Here is an 11,361-nt window from a genome sequence, read left to right on the forward strand (position 1 = left end):
TGAGTTCGTTAGGGGGAATCATCTCGTTATGCCACGCTCATCTTCTGTAAAGTAGAGAGCCAGAGACTCTTACATATATCGCACTAGTTCTTCGCGGTTGTTCTTCATGGCTTCCACGAACGCTTGCTTCGCGGCGGTAAGCTTGCCTTCGGTCAGTCGCTCGTAAACCTCGGAATAGAGCTTGCGGCTGGTATACGGGCGATTCGGACTGTTGACGGTACGGTACAGGACGACGAAATACAGAATCTTGTCCTTGTATGTATCGAAGGTTTGCAGGATGCACTGATTGCGCGACGCAGCGAGCAGCGTCCGGACGAACAGGAGGCCGTTCTCGTAATAGTCGCGGTAGCGCTTGCGTTCGCTGGCATCGGCCAATTCGTCCAAGTACCGCTTCATCGTCGGCAGCACTTCCTCAAATTGCCGGGGTTCGAGGGCATCCAGCACGTAGACGTACAGCGCCGTCAACAAGTCGAACATGTCGTACAATTCCTTGATGTCGATGCCTTTGACGAGAATGCCGCGTTTCTTGAGCGTTTCGACGAAGCCTTCCCGCGACAGCACGGCCATGGCATCGCGTACCGGCGTCCGGCTCATGCTCAGCTCCGCCGCGAGTTCGTTCTCGGACAGCAGGGTTCCGGGCACATAATCGCCGTTCAGCAGCTTTTGGCGAATATGCCGGTAGGCGATGTCCACCAGCGGCAAATCGGACATGTGCAGCGTCTCCTTCTACGATTCGTGGTTGATCGGCGCTTCCCGGCGCGGCCGAGCCGGCAGGGAGACGAACGATCCTATATGCAAGCATTATGGTTCTTGTATGTAAGTCGAATGTTACGGGAGGATTAAGGTTTTGTAAAATTTCCGGAAGTCCCGCAGCAGCGTCCCAATTATTGCATGCGCGGCTGCCGCAGCAGCTAGCCATACTAACCACGAATCCCATTTCTTCTGCCTTTAGCGCTACATCCGACGGTATAAAGGAGCCCATCATCCATGAACCATTTGTTTAACGCGTTTCGAATAAAAGGCTTGGACTTGAAAAACCGCGTCGTCATGCCGCCGATGTGCCAGTACGCCGTCACGGCCAAGGACGGCATCGCGAACGAGTGGCATTATCTGCACTACGTCAGCCGCGCGATCGGCGGAGCAGGCCTCATCATTATCGAGATGACGGATGTCGAACCGGACGGCCGCATCACGAATTTCGACTTGGGCCTGTGGTCCGATGAACACATCGCGCCGCTCAAGCGCATCGTCGAGGCATGCCATCAATACGGCGCCAAAGTCGGGATTCAAATCGCGCATGCGGGCCGCAAAGCCGAAGACGCGGAGACACCCGTCGCGCCGTCGGCGATTCCGTACGACGAGCAATCCAAAGTGCCGCGGGAGCTGACGAGCGACGAGATTAAAGCCATGGTCGAGAAATTCCGCCAGGCCGCCGAAAGGGCCGTCAAAGCAGGCATGGACACGATCGAGCTCCACGCCGCGCACGGCTATCTGATTCACGAATTCCAATCGCCGTACACGAACAAACGGTCGGACGAATACGGCAGGGACAAGACCTTGTTCGGCCGCGATGTGATTCAAGCCGTGAAGCGCGTCATGCCGCACGAGATGCCGCTAATTATGCGCATTACGGCGCATGAATACGTGGCAGGCGGCTATGGCATCGAGGACAGCATCGCCTTCTCGAAGGCGTACCATGATGCAGGGGTCGACCTGTTCCACGTGAGCTCCGGCGGCGAAGGCCCGATTCTGGCGCACGGAAGACCGGGTACGCACGTGGCCTACCAGGTGCCGTTTGCCAGGGCGATCAAGAATGCCCTGAACGTGCCGGTCATCGCCGTCGGCCGGTTGGATGAGCCTTCGCTCGCGAACGCCGTCATCGGCAACGAAGACGCGGATCTCGTGGCCGTTGGCCGCGGCATGCTGCGCAATCCTTACTGGACGCTCGAAGCAGCCGCCAGGCTCGGCAAGGAAACGGCGATCCCCGGCGTATACGGCATCGGGTTCAAGGATTTGAACCGGTAATCGGCTATGGATCAACCATCACGACTTGACTCAACCACCGCAGGCTGCCGATCGAACGGCAGCCTGTTCGGCATTCGGCTGCGACCGCCCCGGACTAGAGGTTCCGGTCCAACAGCAGGCCCAGCTGCTTCGCCACCACGCCGGCCGGTTCCGACAACCCGCCGGCCAGCCACGATTCGACGAGCCCGACGATGGCCGTTCCGAGGAAACGGAGGACGATTTCCCTGCTGAATCCCTCGTTCACGCCTTCGGCGATGTCGACATAATCATCCAGCCGCTGGACGACATATTCCAAGAATCGGCTGCGAAAGGCAGCGGCTTCCTGGCTCCGCAGCATCGCCGCGAAGAACGCCGCGTTCCGCTCGAAATAGTCGAACCAAACGAGACTGCCTTCGGCAAAGCTCGCTTCGGTTGCCGCTTCGCAAATTCTCCGCAATTCAGCGATATGTTCCGCGACGAGCCGATCCAGGAGATCATATTTGTCCTGGTAGTGGAGATAGATCGTCCTCCGGCCGACGTTCGCCTTGTCCGAAATATCCTGCATGGTGATGTGCTCGAATTTCTTGCTGGCCATCAAGTCGACAAGCGCGGTCTTGATGGCTTCCCGCGATTTCGCGATTCTTCGGTCGACCTGTGCCATCGTTTCCCTCCCGTCATGGTCCGTTCCCGCACAATGCCGCGCGGCTTGCGCAATAATGCTCCGTTCGCCTGCATCTGATCCTTGAAGCATGCCCGCATCCGACTATAATCATACACAGATGTGCAACACTACATGCGCATGCACGCTACTCGAAAGGAAGGATTGAAATGGATCTGAAGCTTCTGGGAAAAATCGCGGTCGTCACGGGAGCGAGCGCCGGCATCGGATTGGCCTGCTCGAAGGCGCTGTATGAGGAAGGGGTGTCCGTCGTCATGGTGGCGCGCGACAGGGATCGCCTGCAGGAGGCGGCGGATGCGATCCGTTCGGCTCAGCCCGCGGCAGCGGCGGCGCGTCTCGTGCCGGTCGCGGGCGACATGACCCGGCCGGAAACCGTTCGGCAAGCGGTCGACGCGGCGATCGAGCACTTCGGGCGCATCGATATTTTAATCAATAACGCGGGGAACGCGCGTTTCGGCCCGTTCTTCGAACTGTCCGACGAAGCCTTTCAGGAATCGTGGCAGCTGAAGCTGCTCGGCTACATGAGAATGGTGAAAGAAGCGGTGCCGCATATGATTCGGCAGCGGGACGGACGCATCGTGAACATCGTCGGCAATTCCGGACGCACGCCGAATCCCGGCTATCTCCCGGGCAGCACTTCGAACGCCGCGCTGTTGAACTTCACGAAAGGCATCTCCAGCGAGCTGGCCGCATCGAACATCAGAATCAACGCCATTTCGCCCGGAGCCACGGCAACCGAACGGGCGGTTAGGTTCGCCCGGCAGCAGGCGGACGAGCAAGGAACCGGCGTTGAGGCCCAGCAGGCCGCTATGAGCGCGGCCATCCCGCTGAAGCGCCTGGTCGACCCGGCCGAGATCGCGTCCATGGCGCTGCTGCTCGTCTCCGATCGGCTTCCTTCCGTCACGGGCACGGAAATCATCATCGACGGCGGTCAAACGCCGGGCGTCTGACAGTTAACGAAGCGCTAGTCCCCTATATCGATCCTCTACGGACACCGGGAACGGTGTCCTTTTGGTGTTGGCCATTGAAGCCGTCGAATTCGAGGTACTGGCGGAAGCGCTCTCGCGCTCCAAGGAAAAGCTCGAATCGCTCAAGGACTTGAACGAATACGCCGTCAGCTTCCAGATGCTGATGTACAACCGGGCGAACCTGCCGCCGCAGCGGCTGCTGCAGAAGCAGGTCGAGCTCTTGCAATCGGCGCTCCGGCTGAAATACGCCCAGTGGAATACGCGAGTGCGCTTGGTGCACCTCTTCGACTAAAAGCTTCAGCCGCTGCTCGACGAATGCGGCATCGGCCGGCGCAGGCCGGTACCTGTTCATGCCGATGATCCAACGATTCTGCGTCACTTCACGTACGTGCTGGAGCAATGGATGCTTATCGGCGCGGTCAGACCAACAGCCACATAGACATATAGCCACCCAGACAGCCGGCCGACATGGCCGGCTGTCTGGGTGGCCGGGCCGCGGCTTGATGACGGATGCGATCGCGTGTATAGTTACAAACACGAGCATCGAGCGCCGCAATGGCGATCATGCCGAATGTTCATCATCATCGCATCGAAGGGGAGGGGTCATGACCGAATATTTGCGAAGCGAGCTTTATTGAACATTAAATTCGAACCCGCCGACAGACTCGCCCGCAAGTAGAACTAGGGGAGGAAGAGGGAATGGCTCCGAAACATATCGTCTCTGCGGCAACCATCGTCGTGAACGAACGCCGGGAAATCCTGCTGATCAAAGGACCGAAACGAGGCTGGGAAATGCCCGGAGGACAGGTCGAGGAAGGCGAATCGTTACGGGACGCGGCGATCCGGGAAACGAAGGAAGAGAGCGGAATCGAGATCGAGGTGACCAAGTTTTGCGGCGTGTTTCAAAATGTGAGCGCCGGTATCTGTAACATGCTATTCTTGGGAAGGCCCGTCGGGGGCGCGTTAACGACGTCGTCCGAGTCGCTGGACGTCGGATATTTTCCGATCGAGACCGCTTTAAGCATGGTCGAATGGGGGAATTTCAAGCAAAGAATCGAGCTTTGCTTGAACGAAGAACAGCATCCCTTTTATGTCGAGTTCTCGATTCCGCTGAAGGATTGCTAACGCACCCGGACCTTACCGTTCATGAGGCGCGCATACGCGCGCGGATAACGGGACATCATGTCAACAAACATAGAGAAAGCTCGGCTGCCGGCCTGGATCCGGACGAGTCGAGAGAGGAGAGAACATATGGCTAAACTGATGGTAATCTACGAGAAGCCCCTGGATGTCGAAGGCTTCGAAAAACACTATTTCGGCGTTCATATGCCGCTCGTGAAGAAGCTCCCGAAATTGATCGGAGCCTCAGCGCTTCGCGTCGCGAGCGCTCAGAATACCGACGAGGAGCTGTACCTTGTCGTCGAGGCTGAATTCGGCAGCACCGCCGATCTTCACGCGGCGCTGGCAAGCGCGGAAGGGCAGGCAGTGACCGCGGACGTCGCGAACATCACCCCTTTCCTGAAACGTCCGCCCGTCATTCTGATCGCGGAGTAAACGGCCGTTCCGGTCGCCAGCCCGCGCTCCATAAGCCCGGCCCGATTGCTTCTTAGGGAGCAGCGTACCGGGCTTTTTCCAGTGTGGTTCGCTTCCCTGGCAGGGCTGGTCAACATCGCATCGCAATGTTCATGGAATCTTCATCCAAACGATGTCCGCATGCCGAAGGCAGGGATACAATAATAGTAACGAATCGTTCCGCACCGCATCCTGTCCACCGTACGGCGTCTTCGCGCGGATCGATCCTGGCGACAAATCGGAACAGGCGGTGAGCTCATGTTTTTACGCTCCAACAAGCGCAAGAGTAAGCTTGCAAACCCGAACGCGCGCGAAGCGCTTCCCGGCGAAGCGCTTCCCGGCGATGCGCAGTCAGATGGCGATGGGCAGCCAGACGCCGGCATGGAAGTGGTGTCTTCGCACGAGACCGGGCAAGCGGAAGCGTCGGCGCGAAGCTATTGGAACGCCGGCGTGACCGTTCACGACTGGGTCAGCGAAATCTTCCAAGATGAGTGGAAGAAAGGCACCTTCGACGACTTGCCCGGCAAAGGCAAACCGATCGACGTGCCGTCGGGCGATATTACGAACGGCCTGCTGCGCCAGGCGAATTTCCTGCCGGGTTGGCTGACGCTGCAGCATGACATCCGGGACCGCTTGCGTCAATGGCTCCTTCGGGCCGGCAGCGGCAGCGATGAAGCGCTCGAAGATGAGCTTCGCGAGATCAATGCGATGATCGTCAAGTACAACGGCATGGTGCCTCATGCGGCCCTGCAGAAATTAACGATCACGCGGGAAAACGCAAGCCGCCTGCTCTCGCATTGGGAGTAGGATGGGGAGCAAGCACGTTTATGAAAAGCAGCCGCCGGATTGCGGATGCTTTTTTTTATGGTGCATTTACGGTGCATTTACCGGTACATGCGAAAAAATTGCGGCGGTTTCCCGGGAGGCTGCCCCATTATGCTGGTGTTCCGTTATAATTGTAATGAACGTTTACGAATCGCAGCACAACTTGAAGACAAAGGAGGCTGTATCGATGGTTAACGGCTTGAACTGGATATCGGCCGGCAAATTGGAAGCGCTTCAACAGGCGGGCGCGAAGGTGATACGCGGCGGCATCGCCGTCTTTTATCACGAAGGGCAAGTGCGTGCGGTAGACAATCGCTGTCCGCACCTCGGCTTCCCGCTTCACATGGGGAGCTTGTGCGACGGCATCTTGACCTGTCACTGGCATCATGCCCGCTTCGATATTTGCAGCGGCGGCACGCTCGATCCGTGGGCGGACGACGTGCCGTCGCATGCCGTGCGCATCGAGGACGGCGAAGTCTGGGTCAACCCCGCGTCCGCAAGCGCGAAGGACGCGAACGTCTACGCGCAGAAGCTGCAGGAAGGACTCGAGCAAAATATCGGCATCGTCATCGCGAAGGCAGTCGTCGGCCTGATCGAGGCCGGCGTATCCGAGCAGCGCATCGCCCGGATCGGCATCGCGTTCGGGACGACGCAAGGAACGGGCTGGAATGCCGGGCTTACCATCCTGACCGCGATGACGCGCATCGTCGGCAAGCTGGACAAGAACGGCAAGATCCTCGCCCTGTACCAAGGACTTGTCCATGTCGCGCGCGCGAGCGCGGGCCGCGCAACGCGCCACTTGCTCCCGGCGCTGCCGTCCGCGGACGTTCCGGCCGAACGGTTGACAGGCTGGTACCGGACCTGCATCGAGGTCCGGGATACGCAGGGCGCCGAGAAAGTGCTGAACACCGCCGTCCTGGCGGGCATCGACGCACAGCGGCTGGCCGACATGATGCTGATCGCCGCCACCGATCACTTCTACTTGGACGGCGGGCATGTATTCGACTTCCATAACAAGGCGTTCGAGGCGCTGGAATGGGCGGAAGCTTCGCAGACGCAGCGAATCTTAAGCTCGCTCGTCCCCATGATGGCCCGGCCGACGCGGAGCGAGGAGCTTCACCAGTGGCTGGCCCCGCTTAACCTCGTCGAGCCGATCCTTAATGCCGTTAACGACTTGACGCGGCACGCGGAGCAGGCGAAGCTAGACGGCCGTCCGGCGGCAAGCGGGGCGCCATTCACCGCCGAGGCGAAGATGCAGCTGCTGCAGCTGCTGCTCGGCGATTCGCCGGAGCAGACGATCGCGGCGCTGCGCGACCAGCTCTTGGCGGGCACGGCACCGGCGCAGCTGGCGCAGCTCGTGACGCTCGCCGCCGCGGAACGAATCGTGCGCTTCCACACGCAAAACGATTTCGGCGACTGGATCGCGGTGCTCCATACGTTCACGTACGCGCACGCCGTCCACGAGCGACTGCGGCAATCCGACGAACCGCTGCTGCAGCGGGCGATATTCCACGGAGCCGCCAGCGTGTATCTGGACCGGTTCCTGAACGTGCCGGCAGCCGCGCGGCCCAAGCCGTCCGGCGCCTCAGCCTCAGCGCCGGCCGACCATCAGGAGCTGCTCGAACTGCTCGACCGGCGCCAGCAGGTCGGGCCGGCCGCGCAATGGGTCGTGGACTACCTGCACGGCGGCGGCGAACCTGGAGGGCTGCTCAACACGCTCGGCCATGCACTGCTGCGGGAGGACGCGGAGTTTCATACGTTCCAGCTCTATGAGGCCGCGGTGACCGAGTACGACCATTGGCGCGCCGAAGCCGGTCCGTTCGCGGAGCAGGCCCGGGAAACGATGCTGCTCGCCTGCACCCGCTACTTGGCGGCTCACGCGCCGACGGCGCGCGAGCTCCCGCAAACCGCCCGAATCGCCTGGAGGCTGCATAAAGGCGAGCGATTGTTCGAAGAAGAATAGCGTCCCGAACGCCTCAAGCCGGAAGACAAGACGCGCGTCATCGATTAAGTCCAAACTCGAAAATCATGGAGGCACGATCACGATGAAAGTACTGGTAACCGGCGCATCCGGCAACGGGGGGCAAGCGGTGTGCCGCGCCCTGCTGCAGGCGGGCCATCAGGTGAGAATGGCGGACGTCATGCCCGCGAAAGCGGCGGAGTCGTCAGCGGCTGAATTCGTCCGCTGCGACACGCGGACGGTCTCGGACGTGCGGGATGCGGTTCGGGGCATGGACGGCGTCATTCATCTGGCGGCCTGGCACTGCGCCCATCAACCGCCGGTCAGCGACGACACGATCTTCGCGGTCAACGTAGACGGGACGTACAACGTGCTGGAAGCATGCCGGAAGGAAGACATCCGCTCGATCGTCTACGCGTCGTCGATGGCTTACGGCTGGTGGTCGGTCTACGGCGTCAGCAAGGTCATCGGCGAAGAGCTGTGCCGCGCCTATCGCGAGATGACGGGCGCCTCGATCGCGATGCTTCGCTATCATGAATTCATCCCGCGGCCGTACCTGGAATTCGGAGCGCGGCTGCTCCGCAACGGCGTGGACCGCCGGGATGTCGCGGCGGCCACGGTCCTGGCGCTGGAAGCTGCCGCCAACGAAGCGTTCGGCCTGTTCCGGACGATCGTCCATACCGACCACGGCATGCCCGAGGACGTAAGGGCCGACTTCGCGCGGCTAGGGCCAGAATGGTGCGAACGGCAGGTGCCGGGCGGGGCAGCGCTGCTGGAGCGGTACGGCATCGAGCTGCCGCAGGAGGTCGAGCAGCATGATCTATCCGAAGCTAGCCGGGTGCTCGGCTGGCAGCCTCGGGTCGGCTTCGTCGACTTCCTGCGGGATTTAAAGCGGCGGGAGGAGCAGGGACTCGCGATCCGAGAGTTGATCGTGCCTTCCGAGCTTCCTCCGTTGAACGGATAAGAATCGCAAGAATGGTTATCGTTGAACCTGTCACGATGGATACGACGGCTCGCGATGGACATGGATGCAATAGACACGATCGACACGATGGACATGATGGAAAAACGTACATGGAAGCAATACGGCATTATCGGGAGCTTGCGTGCCTCTGGGCGCGCGGGCTCTTTTTTTGTCATCGTCAAGCAGCGTGCTGAAATATCGCCAGTTATGGTCCTGCTGCCGCTGGCTTGGGCGCTCTCCGGCGGTGTGCCGCGTTTACGATGGCGTAGGACAGGGGAAGAGTGATAAAAGCAGACGTTTGGGCAATTTCCGGTTCGTCCGCGCAAAAAGCCCTATAGAAAGGAGACGCCCGGCGATGTCCATCCTGCATAACTTCCCGCTCCTGGCCGCCCTCCTCGCGATCGTGGCCGCCCAAATCGTCAAAGTACCGGTCTACCTGATTACGCACCGGACATGGAACATCGGACTCGGCTTCAGCACGGGCGGCATGCCGAGCTCGCATTCCGCGGGTGTCACGTCGCTCGCCACGGCGATCGGGTTGCAGGACGGATTCGATTCCAGCGGGTTTGCCATCGCGGCGATCGTGAGCGCGATTACCATGTTCGATGCCGCCGGCATCCGACGGCATGCCGGCATGCATGCCTCAATCTTGAACCAATGGGCCAGATCCGTGCCGGGCCTCATGCAGGAAGGTAAGCTATGGCGCGAATTGAAGGAGCTGCTCGGTCACCGGCCGAGCGAAGTGTATGCGGGGGCGTGTTTCGGCATTTTGGTCAGTTTGCTGCTGTATTACGCCGCGTTATTGCCGGTTTGATTCGGTCGGCTGATCTTGAATGGAGCCGTACGCGGCGCGATAAGCCTTCCATGCATGAAAAGCACGGCTTCGTGTCAATAATAGGAAGGACAGACGCGATAGCGACATACGGACGAGGAAGTGAAGCGGGCATGGCGACGAAATCGGCAGCCGGACGAAAAACAGAACGAGAGGGGAACGCGCTGTTCCTCACCATGAAAATCGGCGCATGGATGGCCCTCATTGTGGGCGCGTTTTTATGCGTTACCAATTACGCCGATTTCAGCGACCACAACCGGCGATTGATGGCCGGCATCGGTTTTCTGGTGGGCAGCGTGTTCATCTACATGATTGGTACGGCGATCAACCTCGTGGACAAGCGCAAGACGGACTCCGAATAAGCGGCGAACGAGTAAGGATTGTTTCCTTCGTTGGGGAACGGTCCTTTTTCATTGTCATAACCTGCCGCGGCGGACGCTGTAATATTGAACCGCTATCCGGGGAAAAATAATGCAATCCAAGGCGAGGATTAGGAGATGAGGAACTTATGTTTACTTCGAAGCTGATGCGGCCGCTCACCACCGGCGGCGTCTTGGCGAGCACCGTCCTGTTCGCATCGGGCTGCAAATCGATGATTGTCTTCGATCCGAAAGGGCCGATCGGCGAACAACAGCGTGATCTGATTTATTTCACCATGCTGCTTTGCCTGATCCTTCTCGTTCCAGTGCTGCTCATTACGGCCTGGATCATCTGGCGCTACCGCGACCGGAAGAACAACCGCGCGCCCTACCAGCCCGTCTGGTCTCACAGCACCAAGCTGGAAATCGTCTGGTGGGGCATTCCGATCGCCATCATCGCGATCCTAGCGGTCGTGACGGCGCGCTACACGTACGCGCTGGATCCGGCCAAGCCGCTCGTGTCCGATAAGAAGGCTGTCACGATCCAGGTCACGTCGCTGGACTGGAAATGGCTGTTCCAATACCCGGACCAAGGGATCGCCACCGTCAACTACTTGGCGATTCCGGAGAAGACGCCGATCAAGTTCGAGCTCACCTCGGACGGCCCGATGAACGGGTTCTGGCTGCCGCAGCTCGGCGGCATGATCTACACGATGTCCGGCATGTCGACGACGATGTACCTGCAGGCCGACGAACCCGGCAATTATATGGGAACCGGCGCGAATTTCACGGGACGTGAATTCGCGAAGATGGGCTTCACCGCCAAAGCGATGCCGCAGAAGGACTTCGATCAATGGGTGGCCGACGCGAAGGCGAGCGGGAACGCGCTCACCGAAGAAGGCTACCAGACGCTCGCGATGCCCGGGACGTCGGGCCGGATGACGTTCGCTTCCATCCCGTCCGGCCTGTTCGAGCGCATCGTCCATGACTATTCCATGAGCCGCGGAGCGCCTCCGGGCGTGACCCTGAAGCCGATGACGCTCAGCGATGAGAAGCGGCTCGAACGCGAGCAGGAGGGCCAGCTGCCGCCCGGAAACAACGCGCAGAAGGATGCCCCGGACGTCGGCAGCTTCGGACAATCCGACCCGCGATCGGGCCATATGCACATGATTCACGGCAAATGAGAGGAGGAGCTACC

The 11,361-nt window shown here is 60.0% G+C and carries 14 protein-coding genes; 12 read left to right on the forward strand and 2 right to left on the reverse strand.

Annotation, left to right across the window (positions count from 1 at the left end):
* Positions 1 to 69: 69 nt before the first annotated feature.
* Positions 70 to 711, reverse strand: a complete 642-nt coding sequence (locus ACFPB1_RS01125) for a GntR family transcriptional regulator (protein WP_379220966.1) — start codon at positions 709 to 711, stop codon at positions 70 to 72.
* Between the two features lie 276 nt (positions 712 to 987).
* Between ACFPB1_RS01125 and ACFPB1_RS01130 the strand changes: the two genes are divergently transcribed.
* Positions 988 to 2,025, forward strand: a complete 1,038-nt coding sequence (locus ACFPB1_RS01130) for an NADH:flavin oxidoreductase/NADH oxidase (protein ID WP_379220969.1) — start codon at positions 988 to 990, stop codon at positions 2,023 to 2,025.
* Between the two features lie 94 nt (positions 2,026 to 2,119).
* Here the strand turns inward: ACFPB1_RS01130 and ACFPB1_RS01135 are convergent, their stop codons facing one another.
* On the reverse strand, positions 2,120 to 2,665 hold the full coding sequence (locus tag ACFPB1_RS01135) for a TetR/AcrR family transcriptional regulator (protein WP_379220971.1): 546 nt from the start codon (positions 2,663 to 2,665) through the stop codon (positions 2,120 to 2,122).
* Positions 2,666 to 2,832: 167 nt separating this feature from the next.
* On the opposite strand from ACFPB1_RS01135, the gene ACFPB1_RS01140 reads away from it, so the two are divergent.
* The 11 genes from ACFPB1_RS01140 to cyoA all read left to right on the forward strand — a co-directional run bounded on the left by ACFPB1_RS01140 (position 2,833) and on the right by cyoA (position 11,347).
* Positions 2,833 to 3,633 (forward strand): SDR family oxidoreductase, encoded by an 801-nt coding sequence (locus ACFPB1_RS01140; protein WP_379220973.1) that lies wholly within the window; start codon positions 2,833 to 2,835, stop codon positions 3,631 to 3,633.
* 61 nt (positions 3,634 to 3,694) lie between these two features.
* Entirely contained in the window at positions 3,695 to 3,943 is a 249-nt protein-coding gene (locus tag ACFPB1_RS01145) for a hypothetical protein (protein WP_379220975.1), read from the forward strand.
* 407 nt (positions 3,944 to 4,350) lie between these two features.
* Positions 4,351 to 4,776 carry an NUDIX hydrolase gene (locus ACFPB1_RS01150; protein ID WP_379220977.1) on the forward strand — a complete coding sequence of 142 codons (426 nt, stop codon included), beginning with the start codon at positions 4,351 to 4,353 and terminating at the stop codon, positions 4,774 to 4,776.
* A 126-nt stretch (positions 4,777 to 4,902) separates the two neighbouring features.
* On the forward strand, positions 4,903 to 5,205 hold the full coding sequence (locus ACFPB1_RS01155) for an EthD family reductase (RefSeq protein ID WP_379220979.1): 303 nt from the start codon (positions 4,903 to 4,905) through the stop codon (positions 5,203 to 5,205).
* Between the two features lie 276 nt (positions 5,206 to 5,481).
* Complete coding sequence (locus ACFPB1_RS01160; protein ID WP_379220981.1) at positions 5,482 to 6,030, forward strand: DnaJ family domain-containing protein; 549 nt, start codon at positions 5,482 to 5,484, stop codon at positions 6,028 to 6,030.
* 205 nt (positions 6,031 to 6,235) lie between these two features.
* Entirely contained in the window at positions 6,236 to 8,011 is a 1,776-nt protein-coding gene (locus ACFPB1_RS01165) for a Rieske (2Fe-2S) protein (RefSeq protein ID WP_379220983.1), read from the forward strand.
* A gap of 82 nt (positions 8,012 to 8,093) precedes the next feature.
* Entirely contained in the window at positions 8,094 to 8,972 is an 879-nt protein-coding gene (locus ACFPB1_RS01170; RefSeq protein ID WP_379220985.1) for an NAD-dependent epimerase/dehydratase family protein, read from the forward strand.
* 54 nt (positions 8,973 to 9,026) lie between these two features.
* Positions 9,027 to 9,257, forward strand: coding sequence for a hypothetical protein (locus tag ACFPB1_RS01175; RefSeq protein WP_379220987.1), 231 nt, complete (start codon positions 9,027 to 9,029; stop codon positions 9,255 to 9,257).
* Positions 9,258 to 9,327: 70 nt separating this feature from the next.
* Positions 9,328 to 9,786: a divergent PAP2 family protein gene (locus tag ACFPB1_RS01180; RefSeq protein WP_379220989.1), complete on the forward strand. Its 459-nt coding sequence runs from the start codon at positions 9,328 to 9,330 to the stop codon at positions 9,784 to 9,786.
* A gap of 131 nt (positions 9,787 to 9,917) precedes the next feature.
* Positions 9,918 to 10,166 (forward strand): hypothetical protein, encoded by a 249-nt coding sequence (locus ACFPB1_RS01185; protein WP_379220991.1) that lies wholly within the window; start codon positions 9,918 to 9,920, stop codon positions 10,164 to 10,166.
* A gap of 146 nt (positions 10,167 to 10,312) precedes the next feature.
* Positions 10,313 to 11,347 carry a ubiquinol oxidase subunit II gene (cyoA, locus tag ACFPB1_RS01190; protein ID WP_379220993.1) on the forward strand — a complete coding sequence of 345 codons (1,035 nt, stop codon included), beginning with the start codon at positions 10,313 to 10,315 and terminating at the stop codon, positions 11,345 to 11,347.
* Positions 11,348 to 11,361: the final 14 nt, after the last annotated feature.

It is taken from the genome of Paenibacillus sp. GCM10023250 (assembly GCF_042653205.1).
Taxonomy (GTDB): Bacteria; Bacillota; Bacilli; order Paenibacillales; family Paenibacillaceae; genus Paenibacillus_Z.

Bases quoted from the DNA above. Each gene is read 5' to 3' on its own strand.
- ACFPB1_RS01155 (WP_379220979.1), top strand. From the start codon at position 4,903: ATGGCTAAACTGATGGTAATCTACGAGAAGCCCCTGGATGTCGAAGGC.
- ACFPB1_RS01170 (WP_379220985.1), top strand. From the start codon at position 8,094: ATGAAAGTACTGGTAACCGGCGCATCCGGCAACGGGGGGCAAGCGGTG.
- ACFPB1_RS01130 (WP_379220969.1), top strand. From the start codon at position 988: ATGAACCATTTGTTTAACGCGTTTCGAATAAAAGGCTTGGACTTGAAA.
- ACFPB1_RS01175 (WP_379220987.1), top strand. From the start codon at position 9,027: ATGGACATGGATGCAATAGACACGATCGACACGATGGACATGATGGAA.
- ACFPB1_RS01185 (WP_379220991.1), top strand. From the start codon at position 9,918: ATGGCGACGAAATCGGCAGCCGGACGAAAAACAGAACGAGAGGGGAAC.
- ACFPB1_RS01160 (WP_379220981.1), top strand. From the start codon at position 5,482: ATGTTTTTACGCTCCAACAAGCGCAAGAGTAAGCTTGCAAACCCGAAC.
- cyoA (WP_379220993.1), top strand. From the start codon at position 10,313: ATGTTTACTTCGAAGCTGATGCGGCCGCTCACCACCGGCGGCGTCTTG.
- ACFPB1_RS01135 (WP_379220971.1), bottom strand. From the start codon at position 2,665: ATGGCACAGGTCGACCGAAGAATCGCGAAATCGCGGGAAGCCATCAAG.
- ACFPB1_RS01125 (WP_379220966.1), bottom strand. From the start codon at position 711: ATGTCCGATTTGCCGCTGGTGGACATCGCCTACCGGCATATTCGCCAA.
- ACFPB1_RS01180 (WP_379220989.1), top strand. From the start codon at position 9,328: ATGTCCATCCTGCATAACTTCCCGCTCCTGGCCGCCCTCCTCGCGATC.
- ACFPB1_RS01150 (WP_379220977.1), top strand. From the start codon at position 4,351: ATGGCTCCGAAACATATCGTCTCTGCGGCAACCATCGTCGTGAACGAA.
- ACFPB1_RS01165 (WP_379220983.1), top strand. From the start codon at position 6,236: ATGGTTAACGGCTTGAACTGGATATCGGCCGGCAAATTGGAAGCGCTT.
- ACFPB1_RS01140 (WP_379220973.1), top strand. From the start codon at position 2,833: ATGGATCTGAAGCTTCTGGGAAAAATCGCGGTCGTCACGGGAGCGAGC.